General features: G+C 70.5%; 19 protein-coding genes. 15 read left to right on the forward strand and 4 right to left on the reverse strand.

Features of this window, described 5'->3' with window-relative positions; translation table 11 throughout:
- Nucleotides 1-294 precede the first annotated feature (294 nt).
- The gene (locus tag ACWD35_RS00125) at nucleotides 295-1,248 is read right to left on the reverse strand and encodes a Clp protease N-terminal domain-containing protein (RefSeq protein ID WP_451348829.1); all 954 of its coding nucleotides are present in this window, start codon (nucleotides 1,246-1,248) and stop codon (nucleotides 295-297) included.
- 89 nt (nucleotides 1,249-1,337) lie between these two features.
- Between ACWD35_RS00125 and ACWD35_RS00130 the strand changes: the two genes are divergently transcribed.
- On the forward strand, nucleotides 1,338-1,697 hold the full coding sequence (locus ACWD35_RS00130; protein ID WP_451348830.1) for an excisionase: 360 nt from the start codon (nucleotides 1,338-1,340) through the stop codon (nucleotides 1,695-1,697).
- On the opposite strand, the gene ACWD35_RS00135 is transcribed toward ACWD35_RS00130, so the two are convergent.
- Entirely contained in the window at nucleotides 1,633-2,094 is a 462-nt protein-coding gene (locus tag ACWD35_RS00135; protein ID WP_451348831.1) for a hypothetical protein, read from the reverse strand. The genes ACWD35_RS00130 and ACWD35_RS00135 overlap by 65 nt on opposite strands.
- 38 nt (nucleotides 2,095-2,132) lie before the next feature.
- Here ACWD35_RS00135 and ACWD35_RS00140 point away from each other — a divergent pair, with 38 nt between their 5' ends.
- A complete protein-coding gene (locus tag ACWD35_RS00140; RefSeq protein WP_451348832.1) occupies nucleotides 2,133-2,660 on the forward strand; it encodes a hypothetical protein in 528 nt (175 codons plus the stop codon).
- Nucleotides 2,661-2,963: 303 nt separating this feature from the next.
- Nucleotides 2,964-4,916, forward strand: coding sequence for an SMI1/KNR4 family protein (locus tag ACWD35_RS00145; protein WP_451349300.1), 1,953 nt, complete (start codon nucleotides 2,964-2,966; stop codon nucleotides 4,914-4,916).
- 24 nt (nucleotides 4,917-4,940) lie between these two features.
- Here the strand turns inward: ACWD35_RS00145 and ACWD35_RS00150 are convergent, their stop codons facing one another.
- Nucleotides 4,941-5,621, reverse strand: a complete 681-nt coding sequence (locus ACWD35_RS00150; protein WP_451348833.1) for a hypothetical protein — start codon at nucleotides 5,619-5,621, stop codon at nucleotides 4,941-4,943.
- 261 nt (nucleotides 5,622-5,882) lie between these two features.
- Between ACWD35_RS00150 and ACWD35_RS00155 the strand changes: the two genes are divergently transcribed.
- The 8 genes from ACWD35_RS00155 to ACWD35_RS00190 all read left to right on the forward strand — a co-directional run bounded on the left by ACWD35_RS00155 (nucleotide 5,883) and on the right by ACWD35_RS00190 (nucleotide 15,245).
- The gene (locus tag ACWD35_RS00155) at nucleotides 5,883-7,103 is read left to right on the forward strand and encodes a M6 family metalloprotease domain-containing protein (protein WP_451348834.1); all 1,221 of its coding nucleotides are present in this window, start codon (nucleotides 5,883-5,885) and stop codon (nucleotides 7,101-7,103) included.
- Between the two features lie 172 nt (nucleotides 7,104-7,275).
- Nucleotides 7,276-8,958 carry an ABC transporter substrate-binding protein gene (locus tag ACWD35_RS00160; protein WP_451348835.1) on the forward strand — a complete coding sequence of 561 codons (1,683 nt, stop codon included), beginning with the start codon at nucleotides 7,276-7,278 and terminating at the stop codon, nucleotides 8,956-8,958.
- A complete protein-coding gene (locus ACWD35_RS00165) occupies nucleotides 8,955-9,899 on the forward strand; it encodes an ABC transporter permease (RefSeq protein ID WP_451348836.1) in 945 nt (314 codons plus the stop codon). Before ACWD35_RS00160 ends, ACWD35_RS00165 begins: the two co-directional genes overlap by 4 nt.
- Nucleotides 9,896-10,888, forward strand: coding sequence for an ABC transporter permease (locus ACWD35_RS00170; protein ID WP_451348837.1), 993 nt, complete (start codon nucleotides 9,896-9,898; stop codon nucleotides 10,886-10,888). The genes ACWD35_RS00165 and ACWD35_RS00170 overlap by 4 nt, the downstream gene beginning before the upstream one ends.
- The gene (locus tag ACWD35_RS00175) at nucleotides 10,885-11,706 is read left to right on the forward strand and encodes an ABC transporter ATP-binding protein (protein ID WP_451348838.1); all 822 of its coding nucleotides are present in this window, start codon (nucleotides 10,885-10,887) and stop codon (nucleotides 11,704-11,706) included. The genes ACWD35_RS00170 and ACWD35_RS00175 overlap by 4 nt, the downstream gene beginning before the upstream one ends.
- Entirely contained in the window at nucleotides 11,703-12,725 is a 1,023-nt protein-coding gene (locus ACWD35_RS00180; RefSeq protein ID WP_451348839.1) for an ABC transporter ATP-binding protein, read from the forward strand. Before ACWD35_RS00175 ends, ACWD35_RS00180 begins: the two co-directional genes overlap by 4 nt.
- Nucleotides 12,722-14,002, forward strand: coding sequence for an alpha/beta fold hydrolase (locus ACWD35_RS00185; RefSeq protein ID WP_451348840.1), 1,281 nt, complete (start codon nucleotides 12,722-12,724; stop codon nucleotides 14,000-14,002). Before ACWD35_RS00180 ends, ACWD35_RS00185 begins: the two co-directional genes overlap by 4 nt.
- Nucleotides 14,003-14,042: 40 nt before the next feature.
- Complete coding sequence (locus ACWD35_RS00190; RefSeq protein WP_451348841.1) at nucleotides 14,043-15,245, forward strand: M6 family metalloprotease domain-containing protein; 1,203 nt, start codon at nucleotides 14,043-14,045, stop codon at nucleotides 15,243-15,245.
- Between the two features lie 22 nt (nucleotides 15,246-15,267).
- Here the strand turns inward: ACWD35_RS00190 and ACWD35_RS00195 are convergent, their stop codons facing one another.
- Complete coding sequence (locus ACWD35_RS00195) at nucleotides 15,268-16,233, reverse strand: LysR family transcriptional regulator (RefSeq protein ID WP_451348842.1); 966 nt, start codon at nucleotides 16,231-16,233, stop codon at nucleotides 15,268-15,270.
- A gap of 219 nt (nucleotides 16,234-16,452) precedes the next feature.
- On the opposite strand from ACWD35_RS00195, the gene ACWD35_RS00200 reads away from it, so the two are divergent.
- The 4 genes from ACWD35_RS00200 (at nucleotide 16,453) to ACWD35_RS00215 (ending at nucleotide 19,715) form a co-directional block, all read left to right on the forward strand.
- Nucleotides 16,453-17,361 (forward strand): dihydrodipicolinate synthase family protein, encoded by a 909-nt coding sequence (locus ACWD35_RS00200; protein ID WP_451348843.1) that lies wholly within the window; start codon nucleotides 16,453-16,455, stop codon nucleotides 17,359-17,361.
- Between the two features lie 64 nt (nucleotides 17,362-17,425).
- A complete protein-coding gene (locus ACWD35_RS00205; RefSeq protein WP_451349326.1) occupies nucleotides 17,426-17,593 on the forward strand; it encodes a hypothetical protein in 168 nt (55 codons plus the stop codon).
- Nucleotides 17,594-17,598: 5 nt separating this feature from the next.
- Entirely contained in the window at nucleotides 17,599-18,978 is a 1,380-nt protein-coding gene (locus ACWD35_RS00210; protein ID WP_451348844.1) for an aldehyde dehydrogenase family protein, read from the forward strand.
- 47 nt (nucleotides 18,979-19,025) lie between these two features.
- Nucleotides 19,026-19,715: a GntR family transcriptional regulator gene (locus ACWD35_RS00215; protein ID WP_451348845.1), complete on the forward strand. Its 690-nt coding sequence runs from the start codon at nucleotides 19,026-19,028 to the stop codon at nucleotides 19,713-19,715.
- Nucleotides 19,716-19,720: the final 5 nt, after the last annotated feature.

Raw genomic sequence — 19,720 nt, forward strand, 5'->3', positions numbered from 1 at the left:
GGGCGCCGAACGCGTACGCACCCCAGCGGTGATTCGCGCGCGGTGGAACTGAGCCAGCGGCGCCCGCAAGTTGCGCCCGACGTCCACCGTCAGCGCCTTCAGCGGCGACTACCAGCGCGTGCCGGCCGGCGGCGACGGCCTGCCAGGCGCCGTGCTGCGCCTCGGTGAGCGCGGCGAACCCGCCTGTGAACCACGCCCTGGCCGCCGGCGAGAACGGCGCCGGCGCACCGTCGCTGACCACGCCCCCGTCCTCGCCTGTCCCACCGACAGGTTCCGGCCCGCCGATCAGCCGGTTCACCGGCGGAGCCGCGGCGCGAGCACCGTGCGCACGACCTTGGCCACGTTGTTCGCGGCGGATCCGCCCTCGTCTTCGGGTTCCGGTTCCAGCACGCGCTGGATCTGCAGCAGCAGTTGGTTGGTCGACCGCCAGAGCGGGACGAACATGCCGGCGACCGGCCCGACGCCCTGGATCGGGCCGCCGGACAACTCGGTGACCTTCTTGGCAACCGTGACCGTTGTCGGGTCCCGCAGGATCAGGTGCACCTCGTCGTCGACCAGCCGGATTTCCATCTTGCGCGCGGCGGCCTCCTCCGGGTTCGCGTCCGTGGTGGTCTCCGGATCCAGTTCGTCGATCTTGGCGGCGACTGCGTCCGGGTCGACCCCGAGTTCGCGCAGCACCCTCGCCGCCATGCTGTTCTCCGCCCGCAGCATCGCCTCAAGCAGGTGATGGCTGCCGACCGGTGCACCACCGGCCAGCGCGCCGGCTGTGGACACGGTGTCCTCGGTGGCAGGTGTGCCGGCCGTCGGCCATGGGCCGGCCGCGACGTCCTGCGATCCCTCCAACGAAGCCAGCACCGCGGCACGGATCTTGCTGACCGGATTGATCCGCCCGGCAAGCACCTTTGCGCCGACGCCCTCACCTTCCCTGACCAGGGCGAGCAGGATGTGTTCCGTACCGATGTAGGTGTGGTGCAGCTGCTGCGCCTCGCGCAGGGCGAGGTCCAGTGTCTTCTTCGCGCTCGGCGCGAACGGAATATGGCCGCTCAGCTGCTGCGTGCCGGGCTTGACCACCGCGGCGATATCGGCCTGCGCCGTCTCCTTGTCGCACCCGAGCTGGCGCAGAACTTTCGCCGCCATGCTGTCCGGCGCGTCGAACAGCCCCAACAGGATGTGCTCCGTGCCGATGGAGTCGTGCTTGAGCAGCCTCGCCTCCTCCTGAGCCGTGACGACCACCTTGCGGGCTTCCACCGTGAACCTCTCAAATGGCATGGTTCTATGGTCTCAACCGTGTCAATACACTGTTATTGACAGGGTCACCATGCTGAAGGGAGGGTGCGATGGAGACACCGTCGGACTGGGAGGACCGGCTCGCGCGCTGGCAGAATGAGCTGGAACTGTTCGAGCAGTTGGACGAGAAACCCTGGGTCACGCTGGCCAAGGCGGCAACCGAGACCGGCGTTTCCCGCTCGGCCCTGCGGTCCTGGTACCGCAACGGCGAGATCCAGTCCCGGCTGGTGGACGGCCCGAACGGGCCGCAGCGCCTGGTCCAGCTGGACGCGGTGATCGAGCGCGCCGCCGCGTCACCGCGCATTCAGCGCAGGGCGGAGCGGGAAGTCAGCCTGGAAGCCCAGGTCACCCTGCTTCGGCACCGGGTCGACCAGCTTGAGCTGCGGCTGGCCGCACTGGAGCGGAAGTGACCGGCGCGAGCAGGGTGTAGGGACGGTCCAGCGGCGTCCGGTAGGGGAACGGGCCGGCACCGAGCTTGGAGTGCTCGGCCGACACCACCGCGGTCCGTGCCGCGTACAACATCACGTGTTTCAGCCGCGCCTGCTCCAGCGTCGGCACACAAAGGCCACGCCAGGCGACCAGCCCGTCCGCACCGAGGAAAACCACATCCGGCGCGATCGACCGCAACTGCTGCGGGGCGGCGCTGCAGCGTGGGCGTGGGCGTGGAATGATGCCTCGCCACTCTTCGCCGCTGAGCTGATGTCGGATCAGAGTCGGATGCGACACGGAGTTGAGACTCACAGGTCGCGACCGTCGCTCACGGACAGCGGCGCGGGCGTCGAACACGGCTCCGGCCAGGGCGTTCACCCGATGGGACGAAATGCCCGACCGGCATCCTGGCCGGGTTGAGTCTGACGGTTCGCCGCCAGTGGGGGCTGACCGACTTCGTGGTGCTGGGTGCGGCCCTGGGAGCCGGGTTCGGTCTGCTGGAGGCAGTACTTCGGTACGGTCTGGACGCGAACCGGGCGTTAGCCCGCGGTGGGGGCTGGATTATTCCGGACAGCTTGTCCCCACCGTATGTGCCGGGCCTGGGGCAGGTGTTGACGGCATGGCTCCCGGCGCCATTCATGTGGACGGCCATGGCCGGCTTCGGGGTCGGGCTGCTGTGGCGCGCACGGGGTTGGTTGCGCCTGTTCTCGGTGCTCCCGATCGTGGCCGCTGCCGTGTATCACACGGTGAACAACTACGCCGCGCAGAAACCCGCCGGCCAAGCCGCGCACTGGCACGAGTCTCTGGACGGCAAGGCATGGGCAGCGCCCCTCATATGCCTTGCCATCGCCATGGTCGTCGACGTGCGCCAGATCTACCGCGGTAAGCGCACCGTGCCGGGCGTCCTCCACCCCCACCAACCTCACCGTGATCATGCTGGCTGAGCACATCCACCAGCGCGTCTACCCGTCCACGAGGAGCTGACCGTGGACAACGAGCAGATCATCCGCAGGGCCTACCAGATCGCCGAGGACAAGGACAGCTGCGGGACCGTGATCCTCGCCCAACTGGGCGTCCTCGGCGGCCTCCCCAACTCTGGCCGACCACAACGGATCGCGAAGGTCGACATCACGTTCAGCCCTCAGGAGCACGCCGGCACAGCCCGCCGGGCCGGTCGCGTACGAGAGGGTCCCGTGGCCGCAGCAAGCAGCAAAGCACTGTCAGTGGCGGGTGTCAGCATCGGGCGTATGACGGACACTACGGCATTCGACTGGCGGTCCTTCCTGCTCAGGTGGAGCGGGGAGTGGGCAGATTCCCTGCCGGACGGCGAGACGCAGGGCGAGGACGACGAGGCCGCCCGGCAGGCGCGGTGGCTTGGGTTCCCGCCCGCGTCCGAGGAGCGGATCGCAGCCATGGAGGAGCGCCTGGGCCGACGGATGCCCCCGTCGTACCGGGAGTTCCTCAAGGTCAGCGACGGGTGGCGGCACGCGGGCGGGTTCGTGTGGCTGCTGGCGGGGACCGAGGACGCGCGCTGGCACAACGACGAGTCGGGACTCGCGGACATGTTCGAGGAGTTTCTGGACGAGGACGCCGGGCCCGAGGAGCGGCGGGAGGCGGACATCTGGCGACGCGGGCTGCAGCTCGACGTGGAGTCCGACATCACCCACGTCCTCCTGGATCCCGAGGACGTGGACGAGGACGGCGAGTGGGCCGTGTACACATGGGCGAGCTGGCGGGCCGCGCCACCCGAGCGGCACGCGAACTTCCTTGAGTTCATGCGGGAGATGTACCGGGAGTTCCACAGCCTGCGGGCGCACCGGAGCGACGGGGAGCCGGTGTTCGCCAACGACACGACGCAAAAGCTGGACGCCCAGGTGGAGGAGGCCCGGCTGGAGGCGCTGCGCGGCGGCTGGGAACGGGCCGGGAAGGCGCTGGACGAGGCCAAGGAGTACGGCAGACCGCGGGCCGCCGGACTGGGTGACCAGATACGCCGCCTGCTCGGACAGACCTACATGGTGTACTTCGGCGGACTGGTGACGGACCCGCAGTACGCGCCCGAGCTGCTGCCACCGCTGGTCGCCGAGCACGCGGCGCACTCGTACGGGGACGACTCCACGCTGACGTTCCATCTGCGGGGCGCCGACGACGACCTGGTGTCACTGGCGTACGCGACGCTGGATCAGGTGAGGAACGGCACGTACCGGTACACAGCGGCCGGACCGTACGGCGATGCGGTCGAGCGGGCGCGGGAGCTGGCGCGGTGGGGAGACACCGACGGGGCATGGCGGACACTGATAGACGCTCTGCCCCTGTGGGAGCCGCTGGGACCGGACCACCTGGCGCCGCTGGGCTGGGTGGCCGACCCCCTGCTCGGGCCGCTGTTGACCCCGGAGCGGGGCCGCGAGCTGCTGTCCACGCCCAGGGGCGGGCAGGCGGGTGAGGCACCGAGGCCGACGGCCGGGCTCGACCCTGGCGACCTGGCGTGGCTCGCGGAGCCGGAACCGGGCAACAACCGCACGTCCTACCGGTTCGTCTTGGTGGAGGGGGTGGAGCCGGAGGAGCTGCCCGGGCGTCTCGCGGACGGGGACGGCACCGTGCTGAACGAACCCATGACCTTCTGGGAGGCGCGCCATAGGTCGCTGCACCACCAGAGGGAGTTCTCGTCCTACGACGACAGGGCTCTCATGGCGGTCGGCCGGGCCGGCGCCGGCTGGAGCTTCGCCTTCGACGGCGATCCCGCCCCGTTCCACCGGCAGCGGTTCGTCTCCCCGGCCGCTGCCGCCGGCGCGGGCACCCGCACGGTGGTGGTGTGGAGCGGTCTGAGGACATGGCACGGGGAGCCGTTCTTCCACCTTTCGGTCGCGCGAGACGGCGCCGAGCAGTACGCATTCACGTACGCGGACGGAGAGATCCAGAAAAGCGGGGAGATACCGCCGGCGCTGGACCCGAGCCGGTTCTTCGGTGACCTGGAGGACGGTGCCGAGGCGGAACGGTCGCTGCTGGAAGCGGTGGCCGGGGAGTTCGGTGCCCATCTGCCGCGTCACGCAATCGTGAACGGGCGGCTGCACACGTTCGCCACCCGCTCCTGGACGCGGCCTCCCAGAGACGGAGAGGCGTACATGGTGATCCGCATGCACCGGGGAGCCCCACGCCCGGCGGGCGGCGAGGGGACAGCAGACGACGGGTCGGGGAGCAGGTAGACGGCCGACATACGTTCGATGGGGTCAGTTCTGGTTCACCGGCCACACCGCTGCCGGGTCACAGTGGGCCGGGCACGCCAGCAGGTAGACCTCGTTGCCAAGAAACAGCCAGTAGGTGTCGGCGCCGACGCTGTAGGGCTGCTCTGGTTGGCCGGGGTGGACGGCGAACTCCATGCCCTCCGGAACCTGGCAGAGGTACACCAGCTCGGCGCCGCACGCGCACCTGTAGTACTCGGGATCCTGCGCCCAGGACGGCGTACCGCCCACCTTGAACGTCTGGGCTCCGAGCCCCCGCGAGTTGGGGGTGTCCGTGAATGGACGCAGCGCAAGCGGCAGTGCGCGCAGGGACGGTTCGGCCTCCGCCGCCGGCAGCGCCGCGTGACGCTGAAGCAGCACACGCCAGAACGGGCCCGGGTAGGGCGGCTGCGGAGCGTCCCAGTAGCGGGGCACGAGCCGGCCATCGGCCAACTCGGGCTCGGATGCGTCGTTGTGCGCACGGCAGTGGAAGACCAGCAGGTGGTCGCCACCGAAAAACTCCACGTCCTGGGGTATGTCGAGTTGGAAGAACAGAGCCAACCGCTCCCCGCAGAAGCACTCGGGCCATTCCTGAGCGTCGTCGAAAAAGGGCCAGCCGCCCACCGAGTTCCGCATCGGCCGGTCCAGCGGCTCGGTCCCGACCTCGACCACGTGGGCAGGCAGCACCACACGCACCTCCCTCACATCACGTTCGACCACCCGCTCACCCTAAGGGCTGTCCTATGGCTGCTCCTCAACTGCGGCTTCACCCGGACACATACCGGCGCCCCAACTCCTGGACCATAACTCTGAGTTATGGAGTTCTGACGTCTCCCGGACGGCAAGGAGGGGGCCGAATAATCCTTCGTGACAACGTCCCCCTTTCCCCCACACAGACCGGTCGGGGCGCCTTCATCCATCACCCCACACGGCCGCATTCCAGGAGATTCCATGCCCTCCCCAGCCAGGACCAGGCGCCCACCGCGCTCGACACCACTCCTGATCTTCCTGTCCGCCCTGCTCGCGATCGTCATCTGCGCCGCCCACCCCGCCGACGCGTACAACGGGAGCACCTCCGCCTGTGCGCTTCCAGGGACGACCGGATACACCGATGAGGGCCAACAGACCGACTACACACGGTTCCAGAGCCCGGTCGGCACCAAGCACGTGGCGGTGATCTACGTCGACTTCCCCGACGCTGTCGGCACCTCCCTGCCCCTGACGCCGTACTACAACCAGTTGTCGGGAGCCGCCGACTGGATGTGGAACGCCTCCCACGGCAGGACGTGGCTCGACCTCCGGGCCCCGTACGGCAACTGGGTGCACATGCCGAAGAACTCCACCGACTACAACTGGGCGCGCGGTTTCTCCTGGACCACGCACCAGGCGTATGTGAAGGACGCGCTCGGAGCCGCCGCCGACGCCGGCGTCGACCTCTCGCCGTACGACATGTTCTACATCGTGCCTACCAGCACCGCGACCGCGATCGGGCACACCCCCACCTTCGTCCAGGACCCGGCCCAGCCGACCGAGGTGTGGAACCGGGCGACCGGGAGCCGGGTGGTGATCCACTGGGCGGTGACGTTCGGTCAGGACATGTGGCACTGGGGCTACAAGGTCGCCGACCACGAGACCGGCCACACCTTCGGCCTGCCCGATCTCTACGCCTTCAGCGGCGATCAGCACCAGTACATCGGCGGCTGGGACCTCATGGGCCTGGTCTCGGGCCCGGCTCCGCAATACTTCGGCTGGGAGGCGTGGAAGCTCGGCTGGATCAGCGACTCCCAGGTCTCCTGCCTGTCCACGGCGAACTCGTACGCGACGACCCTGAACGGCGTGGAATACGGGGACAGTGGCTACAAACTGGCGGTGATCAGGACCAGCGACACCACCGCCTATGTCGCCGAGTCCCGCAAGGCCGCCTACAACGACTCCGGCGCCTGCGCCACCGGCGTCCTCATCTACAAGGTCGACACCTCGACCGTCACCGGCGGCGGTCCGGTCCGGGTGGTCACCAACCCCGACGCCGCAGCCCCCACCGGGAACTGCACCATGCTGGACATGCAGACCTGGAAGCCCGGCCAGTGGTTCCAGGACAGCACCGCCCGCATCCGGATCTACGTGAACAGCTCCGACGCGTACACCGACACCGTCTGGACCTACAAGTGGTGACCGACAAGCGGTGACCGATCAGCGCCGGATGCTCCGGCGGGCGGCTTCATGCCGGCGGGACCGGCGTCCATAACCCGATGTTCTGGGAATCCGAGAGCTGGCCGTGAGGGCCGGCCGCCCCCACCCTTGATGCGAGCCGCTGTGAAATGTCACATCGCATAGGGAGTCCATCGTGAGATCACGACGTTCCGGGATGGTCATGGCCGCCGCCCTCGGACTCGTCGCCGTCGCCGGCTGCGGGGGAGCCGACGAGGGCAACGGGCCGGGCGGGCCGGCGAGCAAGGGAGGCACGCTGCACGTGCTCTCCAGCCTCGACCTGGAGCATCTCGACCCGGCCCGTAACTACGTCACCTCCTCCGAAGACGTGGGCCGCCTCATCTACCGGACGCTGACGACCTACGCGGCGGCACCGGGGCCGGCCGGCGGGAAGATCGTGCCGGATCTGGCGACGGACACCGGCCGTCCGAGCGACGGGGCCCGGACCTGGACCTTCACGCTCAAGGCGGGGGTGAAGTTCGAGGACGGACGGCCGATCACCAGCCGGGACATCAAGTACGGGGTCGAGCGGTCGTTCGCCGCGGAACTCCCCGAAGGGCCGCCGTACGCCCGGATGTGGCTTGCGGGGGGCCGGAGTTACAAGGGACCTTACAAGGACAGGCACGGGCTGGCATCGATCGGGACCCCCGACGACCGGACGATCGTCTTCAAGCTCAACCGCCCGGTGGCCGACTTCGGCTCCGCGGTGTCGCTGCCGATCTTCGCCCCGGTTCCGCAGGGCAAGGACACCGGCGTCCGGTACGACAGCAGGCCCTTCTCCTCCGGCCCGTACAAAATCGGGACCTTCGAACCCAAGAAGCGGCTCACGCTGGTCCGCAACACCCACTGGAGCCGGGCCACCGACAGGGTGCGCAAGGGCCTGCCGGACAAGATCGTGATCGATCTCAACCTCGACCCGGCCGTCGTCGACCAGCGGCTCATCGCCGCTCAGGGACAGGACGCGGACGCCGTCGCCTTCGAACCGGTCGGGCCGGCCTCGGTCGGGCCGGTGATGGCCAACCCCGCGGTGCGGGCGCGGCTGGTCACCGGCGAGTCGATCAACACGCGGTATCTGAGCATCAACACCCGGCACAAGCCGCTCGACGACGTCCGGGTGCGGCAGGCGATCGCCTACGCGCTGGACAAGGAGGCCCTGCGCACCGCCCGGGGCGGCCCGATCGCCGGCCAACTGGCCACCACCCTGCTGCCGCCGTCGCTGCCCGGCTCCGTCCCCGACGATCCCTTCCCGAGCCCCGGCGGCAAGGGCGATCCGGCCAAGGCCAAGGCGCTGCTGGCGCAGGCGGGCCACGCCTCGGGCCTGACCCTCACGCTCGACACCCCGGCCACGCCGGGCGGACAGGCGCAGGGCGAGGCCGTGCAGGCGTCCCTGGCCAAGGCCGGGATCAAGGTGAAGATCAACGCGATCAGTTCGTCGGCGTTCTACAGCACGGTGGGAAACACCTCCCAGGAGCACGACCTGGTGATCGACGGCTGGACACCCGACTGGCCCGGCGCCTCGACCTACCTGCCGCTCGTGTTCGACGGCCGGCTCATCACCCCCGAGGGCAACAACAACCACGCCCAGTACGACTCCGCCAAGGTCGACGCACGCATCGACCAGATCGCCGGGATGAAGGACCAGGCAGCCGCCGCGACCTCCTACGGCACACTGGCCCGGCAGATCATGCGGGACGCGCCGGTGGTGCCGTTCCTGTGGGACAAGGCGGCCGTGCTGACCGGACCTCATGTCACCGGCGCCTACGGGCACACGGCCTATGTCGGGCGACTGGATCTGGTCTCCTTGGGGCTGCGCAAGTGACCGCCACGCTCCCCGCCCCGGTGCCGTCCGACGCACCGCCTCGCGTCGGACCGCAGGAGACGTCTCTGCTGCGCCGGCTGCTGGCCCAGCGCTCCGCAACTCTCGCGCTGACGGTGGTCGTTCTCCTGGTGCTGACCGCCCTCGCGGCCCCGCTGATCGCCTGGGCCACCGGCACGTCCCCGACCGAGTTCCACTCCGAGGCGGTGGACCCGGCGCTCGGCGGACTGCCGCGCGGCACCGCAGGCGGGATCAGCCCCGAGCACTGGCTGGGGGTCGAGCCCGGCAGCGGCCGGGACATCCTCGCCCGCGTCGTCTACGGGACCCGGGTCTCCCTGCTGATCGCCCTGCTCGCCACCGTCCTGTCGGTGACGCTCGGGACCGCGCTCGGGCTGGCCGCCGGATTCTTCGGCGGCTGGACCGACACTGTCGTCGGCAGGCTGATGGACCTGCTGATGTCCTTCCCCGCCCTGATCTTCATGATCGCGCTGATCTCCGCGGCACCGGGGGTGAACCGGCAGCTGCTGCTGGTCGTCGTGCTCGGCTTCTTCGGCTGGCCGTACGTCGGGCGGATCGTGCGCGGGCAGGCGATGGTGCTGGCCCGCGGCGAGTTCGTCGCCGCGGCCCGGGTGCTGGGCGCCTCCCGGCGCGCACTGCTGGTGCGGGAGGTGCTGCCCAACCTGAGCGGACCGGTCCTCGTGGTGGCGACCATGTCGATCCCCGGCTACGTCGCCACCGAGGCGGGCCTGTCCTTCCTCGGCATCGGGGTACGCCCGCCGACCCCCTCATGGGGCCAGATGATCGCCTCGGCGGTGCCGTGGTACGCCGCCGACCCCGTCTACTTCCTCGTCCCCGGCGCCTTCCTGTTCGTCAGCGTGCTCGCCTTCAACGTGCTGGGCGACGCGGTACGGGACGCGCTCGACCCCCGGAGCCGACGCCGATGATCCTCTATGCCCTGCGCAGACTCGCCATGACGGCGGCGATCCTGCTCGTCGTCTGCGCGGCCACCTTCGCGATCTTCTACCTGATGCCCGCCGACCCGGCCCAAGGCGCCTGTGGCAAGGCATGCAGCCCGGAGCGCATCGCGGAGATCCGCACCACGCTCGGCCTGAACCACTCGGTGTTCGTGCAGTTCCGCGACTACCTCGTCGGCATCGTCGCCGGCCGCAGCTACGGCACGGGTGCGCAGGCCGTGCACTGCCCCGCTCCGTGCCTGGGCTTCAGTTTCCAGACCGATCAGCCGGTGTGGCGGATGCTCACGGACCGGCTGCCGGTCAGCATCTCCATCGCCGTGGGCGCGGCGGTGCTGTGGCTGATCGTCGGCGTCACGGCCGGGGTGATCTCCGCTCTGCGCCGCGGCAGCCTGTGGGACCGGGCAGCGATGACGGCCGCGCTCGGCGGCGTCTCGCTGCCGGTGTACTTCACCGCCCTGGTGCTGCAGTACCTGCTCGTCGTCAAGCTCTCGCTGCTGCCCTATCCGCAGGCGATCCCGCTCACCGCGGACCCGGCCGGCTGGGCGGAGTCCATGATCATGCCGTGGATCACGCTGGCGATGCTCTACGCAGGGGTCTACGCCCGGATCACACGCGGCGAGGTGCTCGACAGCCTCGGCCAGAACTACGTGCGCACCGCCCGCGCCAAGGGCCTGCCCGAGCCGACCGTGCTGCGCCGCCATGCGCTTCGGCCGGCGCTGATGCCCATCGTGACGATCTTCGGCATGGACCTCGGCGCGCTGCTCGGCGGCGCCCTCATCACCGAGTCGGTCTTCGGCCTGCCCGGCGTGGGCAAGCTCGCGGCCGACGCGATCAACAGCGCCGACCAGCCCGTGATCCTCGGAGTGACGCTGTTCGCCGCGGCCTTCGTCGTGATCGCCAACGTCGCCGTGGACCTGGTCTACGCGCTCCTGGACCCGAGAGTGAGGGCCGTGGGATGACCCTGCTGACCGTACGCGATCTGACCGTGGACTTCGCGGGCGGCGTCCGCGCCGTCGACGGACTCGATCTGGACCTGGCTGCCGGGGCGGTGCTCGGCGTGGTCGGTGAGTCCGGCAGCGGCAAGTCCGTGACCAGCCTGGCCATCATGGGCCTGCTGCCCGATGCCGGCATCACCGGTGAAGTCCGGTTCGACGGACAGCGGTTGACCGGCCTGGACCGGCGGGCGCTGCGCCGGCTGCGCGGAGACCGGATCGCGATGATCTTCCAGGACCCGCTGTCCTGCCTGAACCCCTACTACCCGGTGGGCTTCCAGATCGCCGAGGCGTACCGTGCGCACCGCCGGGCCGGACGCCGCGAGGGGCACCGGGTCGCGGTACGGATGCTGGACCGGGTCGGCATCCCCGAGCCCGAGCGGCGGGCCCGTGCCTACCCGCACGAGTTCTCCGGCGGCATGCGCCAGCGCGTGATGATCGCGATGGCCCTGTGTCTGGAGCCCGACCTGCTCATCGCCGACGAACCGACCACCGCCCTCGACGTGACCGTGCAGGCCCAGATCCTGGACCTGCTGCGGGAGCTGCGGGAGAGGTCCGGCACCGCCATCATGCTCATCACCCACGACATGGGCGTGGTCGCCGGACTCGCCGACGAGGTTGTGGTCATGTACGGCGGCCGGGCGGTCGAGCGGGGCACGGTCCGCGAAGTGTTCTACCGCCCGCGCGACACCTACACCAAGGGTCTGCTCGCCTGCGTGCCCCGTGTCGACGGGCCGTTGCCCGACCGGCTGCCCACCCTGTCGGCACCGGAGGTGACCGCGTGAACGCACCACTGCTCGAGGCGCGCGACCTGGTCAAGCAGTTCCCCGTACGGCACGGCCTGACCCGGCGGCTCGCCGGCCAGGTCAGGGCCGTCGACGGGGTGTCGCTGCGGGTGGACGCGGGGGAGACGCTGGGTCTGGTCGGCGAGTCCGGCTGCGGCAAGTCCACGGTCGCCCGGCTGCTGACCCGGCTCATCGAGCCCACCTCGGGCACGGTATCCGTGGCCGGACGGGAACTGACCACGCTGGACGAGCGGGTGATGCGTCCCATGCGCCGGGACCTGCAGATGATCTTCCAGGATCCGTTCTCCTCGCTCAACCCCCGCCAGACCGTCCGGCAGATCCTGACGGCCCCGTACCGCTACCAAGGGCTGCCCCCCGGCGAACCGGTGGAACAGCTGCTGGAGCGGGTGGGCCTGCGGCCGGAGCACGCCGCCCGCTACCCCCACGAGTTCTCCGGCGGCCAGGCACAGCGCATCGGGATCGCCCGGGCGCTCGCGCTGCGGCCGAAGCTGGTGGTGTGCGACGAGCCCGTCTCGGCGCTCGACGTGTCGGTCCAGGCGCAGATCCTCAATCTGCTCAAGGACTTGCAGCAGGAGTACGGACTCGCCTACGTGTTCATCGCGCACGACCTCGGCGCGGTCCGCCAGATCAGCACGCGCGTCGCCGTGATGTACCTGGGCACAGTCGTGGAAACGGCCGACCGGGACACGCTCTACGGCCGGGCCGCGCACCCGTACACCCACGCCCTGCTCTCCGCCGTACCGCTGCCCGACCCGGACGCCGAACGGACCCGCGAGCGGATCGTCCTGAGCGGCGACCTGCCCAGCCCTCTCGATCCGCCCAGCGGCTGCCCGTTCCGCACCCGCTGCCCCAAGGCGGCCGACCCGTGCGCCACCGAGCGGCCGGCGCTGCGCGCGATCGCCTCGGGCCACAAGGTCGCCTGCCACTACCCCGAGCCGCTGACCCGGCCGCTGACCCGGCCGCCGTCCGTACCGGCCGCCGAGGAAAGGACCTCATGAGCCGCGCCTACCGCATGCCCGGCCTCGCCGTGACCGACCACGAGTTCACCGTGCCGCTCGACCACGCCGACCCCGCGGGACCCTCCATCGAGGTGTTCGCCCGGGAACTGTCCGACCCGACGCTCACCGGCGAGCGACTGCCCTGGCTGCTGTACCTGCAAGGCGGACCCGGAGGCAAGTCGCCCCGGCCGCTGAACGCGACCACCGGGTGGCTCGCCCGTGCCCTCAAGACCCATCGGGTGCTGCTGCTGGACCAACGCGGCACCGGCCGCAGCACTCCGGTCACGGCCCGGTCGGCCGGGCAGTTCTCCAGTGCCCGGGAACTGGCCGCTCACCTCGCTCTCTTCCGCGCGGACTCGATCGTCGCCGACGCCGAGCTGATCCGGCATCAGCTGTGCAGCGGCGAAACATGGGAGACGCTCGGCCAGAGCTACGGCGGCTTCATCACCCTCACCTACCTCTCCCAGGCCCCCGCGGGACTGCGTGCCTGTTACATCACCGGCGGCCTGCCCGGCCTGGACGCCACCGCCGACGACGTCTACGCGGCCACGTATCCCCGGGTCAGGGACAAGGTGACCGCGTTCTACGCCCGTTGCCCCGATGACCGCGAAGTGGTGCAGCGGATCGCGGACCTGCTCAACCGTCAGGCGGTGCGGCTTCCCGACGGGGACCGGCTCACCGTCCGGCGGCTGCGCACGCTCGGCCTGATGCTGGGCATGGGGGACGGAGCCGCGCGCCTGCACTGGCTGCTGGACGAAGCCCTCGACGCCGACGGCGAGTTCTCGGCGACCTTCCTGCACCAGGTGACGAGCCTGACCGGGTTCGTCGACAACCCGCTCTTCGCCGTACTCCAGGAATCGATCTTCGCGCAAGGAGGCAAGCCGACCGACTGGGCCGCCGCCCGCGCGCTCACCGGCCGCCCGGAGTTCGCCGAGGACGCCGACCCGCTGCTGTTCACCGGCGAGATGTTCTACCCCTGGATGTTCGAGGAGATCGCCGGGCTGCGGCCCTTCCGCGAGGCGGTCCAGCTGCTGGCCGAGCGAACCGACTGGCCCGAGCTGTACTCCCCCGCGCGGCTGGCGGCCAACCAGGTGCCGGTGGCCGCCGCGATCTACCACGACGACATGTACGTCCCCACAGAACTGTCACTCCCGACCGCGCGCTCGGTCGGCGCGCTGCGCGCCTGGGTCACCAACGAGTGGGAGCACGACGGGGTGACCGCGTCCGGCGAAGGTGTGCTGTCCCGCCTGATGGACATGGCTGCCGACCGGGCCTGACACCCCCCACCACCAACCCTGACGAGAAAGACGAGGAGACATGTCCATATCCCCCGACAGACTCAGAGCCCTTGCCGCGGGTGCCGCCGCGACGGCGCTCCTTTCCCTCACCGCCGCCGCCCCGGCCGCGAGCGCGGCGCCCGAACCGGCGCACGCCACCGCTCCGGCCTCCGACTGCGCCCTTCCCGGCAGGACCGGCTGGACGGACGAGGGCCACACCACCGACTACACCCAGTTCCAGCGGCCCGTCGGCACCAAGCACGTCCTCATGCTGTTCGTCGACTTCCCCGACGCCCAGGCTTCCGGTTCCACGGCCGACTACCGCCGGCAACTCGCCCCGGCCGCCGACTGGATGAAGCGCGACTCCTACGGACGGACCGCGCTCGACATCACCCCGCTCAACCGGTGGATACGGATGCCGCAGGACTCCACCAGCTACGGCTTTCAGCGCGGGATCACCTTCGAGCAGCACGAGGCGTACGTCCGGCAGGCGGTGGCAGCCGCCGACCCGTACGCCGACTTCTCCGCCTACGACATGGTCTACATCGTCCCGGCCAGGTCCGCCTCCGCGATCAGCTTCTCGCCGACGTACCTGTACGACCCCACCACGGCCGGCATCACCGCCGACGGCTCGCGCGTCAAGTGGGCGGTGACGTTCGGGCAGGACATGTGGCACTGGGGCTTCAAGGTCGCCGACCACGAGACCAGCCACACCTTCGGCCTGCCCGATCTCTACGCCTTCACCGGCACCGACTACCACCGCTTCGTCGGCGGCTGGGACCTCATGGGCAACATCGCCGGCGCGGCCCCGCAGCACCTCGGATGGGAGCGGTGGAAGCTCGGCTGGATCGACGACCGCCAGGTTGCCTGCCTTCCCCCGGCCGGAAGCCGCACGGTCCGCCTGAAGGCGGTCGAAAGCCCCGGCGGAACGAAGATCGCGGTGATCCGCACCGGCGAGACCACCGCCTACGTCGCCGAGTCCCGCAGAGCCGTCGGCGCGGACAGCCACGCCTGTTCCACCGGCGTGCTCATCTACAAGGTGGACACCTCCACCCAGACCGGCTACGGCCCGGTCCAGATCGTGAACGGCAACGCGGATGCCACCCCGCCCTCGGGCTGCCAGGCCCTGGACATGGCCGCTTTCCAGGCCGGTCAGTCCTTCACCGATCCCGCGGCCGGAGTCCGGATCGACGTCGACAGCAGCAGCCCTCTCCATGACGAGATCTCGATCACCAAGAGCTGAGACCGGGTGCATGCGCGGTGGCTCACTCCGGCATCCGCAGCCACTCCGGATGACGCTCGCGCCATCGCGCGTAGGCCGGAGCCGCGGCGCAGGTGTCCAGGTACCCCTCGGCGACCCTCCGGACGAGCTCGTCGCCGTGCTCGGCCAGAGGCCCGTCCCGACGCCAGGCGAGCACATGGCGGTACCGGAGCGGATTGCCGGCGAGCGGGCGCACCGCGACGCCGGGCACCTCGATGAAGGTCGCCTGGCAGAGGCTGACGGCCAGCCCCGCCCGGACGATGTCGATCAGCTGCCGGCCTTCCGCCTCGTAGGGGGCGTACGGCTGACGGTCCATCAAGGAGAAGACGGACGCCCAGTACTCGCGCGTACGGTCACTGTCCGGGTGGGGCATGGCCCAGTCCTCCTCGATGAGCTCCGTCAGGCCCACCTCCTCGCGGCCGGCCAGCGGGTGGCCGGCCGGGAGCAGGGCGAAGACGGGCTCGGTGACGACCGGGCGAAGGACGACTCCCTCGCGCGGCGGGAACTCGTGGCCGGGGTTGTCTCCGAGGACCGCCGCCTCCAGGCGTCCGGCCGCGAGGTCGTCGAGCAGGGGCGATGAGGAATACTGGCAACGGGTCGTCACCTCCGACCCGGGGATCAACTCCCGTGCCGCCACGATGAGATCGGCCAGCAGCGGCGCACCCACCGACCCGAGGCGAACGCGCCCAGGAGCCGTTCCGCAGCGGGCGGCGCGGGCGGTGTCGGAGAGCAGGCCGTCGATGCCCGGCAGGATGGCCCGCGCCCGGGGCAGGACCAGCTCGCCCAGGGCGGTGGGCACGGCTCCGGCCTGCCCGCGGTCGAAGATCGGTCCGCCCAGCATGGCCTCGATGCGCCGTAGTTGGGCACTGAGTCCCGGCTGGGTCATACGCAGCGACGCGGCGGCACGGGTGAGACTTCCGGCCTCCGCGATCGCGCAGATCACTCGCAAATGCCGTACCTCCAGATCCATGGCGCGGATCGTAAGGAGCGACGGCGGCCTTCCGGCAGGGGTCGGGGCATCACAGTCCTATATGAAATGTCACACGTGAACCTGAACCCAGGCTCCCAGGTCCCTGAAAAGCCTTGGCCCAGACAGTGCAATGTGAAATATTACTGCCGGGGCTCCGGTCACCGGGGCCTTCGGTGGGCCAATAAAATGTCACACACCACAGAAGGGTTCACTACCGAGATGACCACCACTTCCTGGAACCCCGACCGCCCCTGGCGCGGCATCATGGTCGCCACCGCCCTCCCCCTGCGGCAGGACCTCTCCGTCGACTACGACGCCTACGCCGAGCACGTCCGCCGGCTGCTCGACAACGGCTGTGACGGCGTCGTCCCCAACGGCTCGCTCGGCGAGTACCAGACCCTCACCGCCGAGGAGCGCGCCCGCGTCGCTCGCACCGCCGTCGAAGCCGCGGGCGACGGCGCCCGGGTGATGCCCGGGGTCTCCGCCTACGGCAGCGGCGAGGCCCGCCGCTGGGCCGAGCAGGCGGCCGAAGCGGGCTGCGGCTCCGTGCTGCTGCTGCCGCCCAACGCCTACCGCGCCGACGAACACGCCGTACGCGCCCACTACGCCCAGGTCGCCGAGGCAGGGGTGCCGGTCGTCGCGTACAACAACCCGATCGACACCAAGGTGGACCTGACCCCGGCGCTGCTCGCCCGGCTCCACGGCGACGGCAGTGTGGTCGCGGTCAAGGAGTTCACCGGCGATGTGCGCAGGGCGTACGAGATCGCCGAACTGGCCCCCGGACTCGATCTGCTGATCGGCGCGGACGACGTCCTGCTGGAGCTCGCGATCGCCGGCGCGGTCGGCTGGATCGCGGGGTACCCGAACGCCTTCCCGGCCACCTGCGCCCAGCTCTACCACACCGCCGTCGCGGGGGACCTGGAGACGGCGCTGCCCCTCTACCGGTCGCTGCACCCGCTGCTGCGCTGGGACTCCAAGACCGAGTTCGTGCAGTCCATCAAGCTCTCCATGGACATCGCCGGCCGACACGGCGGCCCCACCCGGCCGCCGCGCTCCCCTCTCACCGGCGAGATCGAGGCCGGGGTGCGCGCGGCCACCGAGAAGGCCATCGCCCAGGGCCACCACTGACCGGGCCGCACCGACTCCACGCAACCGATCCGCGAAAGGACGGACGTCATACGCACTCGGCACGGTGACGTACGACCTCCTCGCCGCCGGTCTCGCCGTCATGGGCGCGATCAACGCCTCACCGGACCGGCCCGTCCACACCGGCTGGTTCGACCGTTCGCCGTGCGGCACCGGCGCCGCCCAGTACTTCCTCGACCCGGACGACCCCTTCCCCGGAGGCTTCCTCCTGTGACTGCCATGGCTGAGTCCCCTTCCGTCATCTCCCGCAATCCGGCCGACCCCTCCGACGTCCTGGTACGGATCCCGGGCCCCGGCGCCACCACCGCGGCCGACGCGGTGGAGCGGGCCCGCGCCGCCCAGCCCGGCTGGCTCACCGGCGGCGCCGCTGCCCGCTCGGCGGCCCTCACCGCGATCGCCGAGGCCATCGAGGCCGCTGCCGACGAGCTGTCCGCCCTCGCCGTACGCGAGGTGGGCAAGCCGCTCGCAGAAGCACGGGCCGAGGTGGCACGCACCGCCGCGATCTGGCGCTACTACGCCCAGGCCCCCTTCGAGCCGACCGGTGCCGTCCATGAAACGGCGGGCGGACCGGGCCTGTTGCTGACCCGGCGCCGCCCGCACGGCGTCGCGGGGCTGATCACCCCGTGGAACTTCCCCTTCGCCATTCCCAGTTGGAAGGCGGCCCCGGCGCTGGCGGCGGGCAACTCCGTCGTCCTGAAGCCGGCACCCGAGGCCACCGCGTGCGCCCTGCGGCTCGCCGAGATCCTGGGCGAGACGCTGCCGGCCGGTGTGTTCACCGTGATCCCCGGTGGCGCCACCGAAGGCGAGGCGATCGTCCGTGCCGCCGACGTCATCTCCTTCACGGGCTCCACCGCGGTCGGCAACGCGGTCGTCGGTGCCGCCACCGTCCGGGGTGTCCCGGTCCAGGCGGAGATGGGCGGGCTCAACGCGGCGATCGTCCTCCCCGACGCCGACATCGGCCGGGCCGCAGCCCACATCGCCTCGGCGATCGCCGGCTACGCGGGGCAGAAGTGCACCGCCACCAGCCGCGTGATCGCCGTCGGCACCGCCCTCGACCCGCTGCGCGAGGCCCTCACCGAGGCACTGCGCACGCTCCGGGTGGGCGACCCGGCCGACCCTGCCACGGTGTGCGGCCCGCTCATCAGCGAGCAGGCCCGCGACCAGGTGGAGGGGGCCTCCTACGGCCTGTCCGTGCTCGTCGGCGGCCCCGCTGACCGAGACCACGGCTGGTACACGTCACCCACCCTGGTGGAGAAGGTCCCGCCGGACCACCGGCTGCTGCGGGAGGAGGTCTTCGGTCCCATCGCGGCCCTGCTGCCCGCGAACGACCTGTCCCACGCCGTACGGATCACCAACTCCAGTCCCTACGGCCTGGTCACCTCTGTCCACACGGCCGGCCTCGACGCGGTGCTGCACGGGCTCGACCACCTCGGCAGCGGCATGGTCCGCGTCAACGCACCGTCCACCGGCGTCGACTTCCACCTGCCCTTCGGCGGCACCAAGGCATCCAGCCACGGCCCGAGAGAGCAGGGCAGAGCGGCCCTGGACTTCTACACCGCGAGCCGCACCTACACTCTGGCACCCGCGAAAACAACGTGACATTGCACGTGTACGCTGGCGTCCGGTCAGGGCACGGAGGAAACAGCATGGGGCATCTGAAGACACGCAACCTCATCACCGCCCGGGAACGGCTGCGCGACCAGGTCGCCCATGCGCTCCGCGCCGCCCTCATCTCCGGTGAGCTGCGCCCCGGCGAGGTCTACTCGGCCCCCGCGCTCGCCGAGGACTTCGGCATCTCCGCCACCCCTGTCCGCGAGGCGATGCTCGACCTGGCCCGCGAGGGCCTGGTCGAGCCCCTGCGCAACAAGGGCTTCCGGGTCACCGAGGTCAACGAGCGCGACCTCGACCAGTACACCGAGATCCGCACTCTGATCGAGGTCCCCACGGTCGGCCGGGTCACGAAGACCGCGTCGAAGAAGGACCTCGAAGCGCTGCGCCCGGTCGCCGAGGAGATCGTGCGCGCCGCACACGACCACGACCTCATCGGCTACCTGGAGGCCGACCGCCGGTTCCACCTCTCGCTGCTGTCGCTCGCCGGCAACGACCGCCTCGTCGAAACCGTCGGCGATCTGCGCAAGCGCTCGCGCCTGTACGGCCTGACCGCCCTGGACCGGCGCGGCGAACTGATCCCCTCGGCCGAGGAACACCTGGAGCTGCTGGAGCTCATGCTCTCCGGCGACGCCGAAGCAGCCGAGCAGTGCATGACCCGGCACCTGGGGCATGTGCGCTCGCTGTGGGCCAAGGGCGAGGCCGACACCGAGCCGCCGTCAACCTGACCTGC

The sequence above is a fragment of the Streptomyces sp. NPDC002671 genome (assembly GCF_053592475.1).

What these genes read in the sequence shown, in the direction of transcription:
- ACWD35_RS00130 (WP_451348830.1), top strand. Translation starts at nt 1,338, where the DNA reads ATGGAGACACCGTCGGACTGGGAGGACCGGCTCGCGCGCTGGCAGAAT.
- ACWD35_RS00145 (WP_451349300.1), top strand. Translation starts at nt 2,964, where the DNA reads ATGACGGACACTACGGCATTCGACTGGCGGTCCTTCCTGCTCAGGTGG.
- ACWD35_RS00155 (WP_451348834.1), top strand. Translation starts at nt 5,883, where the DNA reads ATGCCCTCCCCAGCCAGGACCAGGCGCCCACCGCGCTCGACACCACTC.
- ACWD35_RS00170 (WP_451348837.1), top strand. Translation starts at nt 9,896, where the DNA reads ATGATCCTCTATGCCCTGCGCAGACTCGCCATGACGGCGGCGATCCTG.
- ACWD35_RS00175 (WP_451348838.1), top strand. Translation starts at nt 10,885, where the DNA reads ATGACCCTGCTGACCGTACGCGATCTGACCGTGGACTTCGCGGGCGGC.
- ACWD35_RS00185 (WP_451348840.1), top strand. Translation starts at nt 12,722, where the DNA reads ATGAGCCGCGCCTACCGCATGCCCGGCCTCGCCGTGACCGACCACGAG.
- ACWD35_RS00190 (WP_451348841.1), top strand. Translation starts at nt 14,043, where the DNA reads ATGTCCATATCCCCCGACAGACTCAGAGCCCTTGCCGCGGGTGCCGCC.
- ACWD35_RS00195 (WP_451348842.1), bottom strand. Translation starts at nt 16,233, where the DNA reads ATGGATCTGGAGGTACGGCATTTGCGAGTGATCTGCGCGATCGCGGAG.
- ACWD35_RS00200 (WP_451348843.1), top strand. Translation starts at nt 16,453, where the DNA reads ATGACCACCACTTCCTGGAACCCCGACCGCCCCTGGCGCGGCATCATG.
- ACWD35_RS00210 (WP_451348844.1), top strand. Translation starts at nt 17,599, where the DNA reads ATGGCTGAGTCCCCTTCCGTCATCTCCCGCAATCCGGCCGACCCCTCC.
- ACWD35_RS00215 (WP_451348845.1), top strand. Translation starts at nt 19,026, where the DNA reads ATGGGGCATCTGAAGACACGCAACCTCATCACCGCCCGGGAACGGCTG.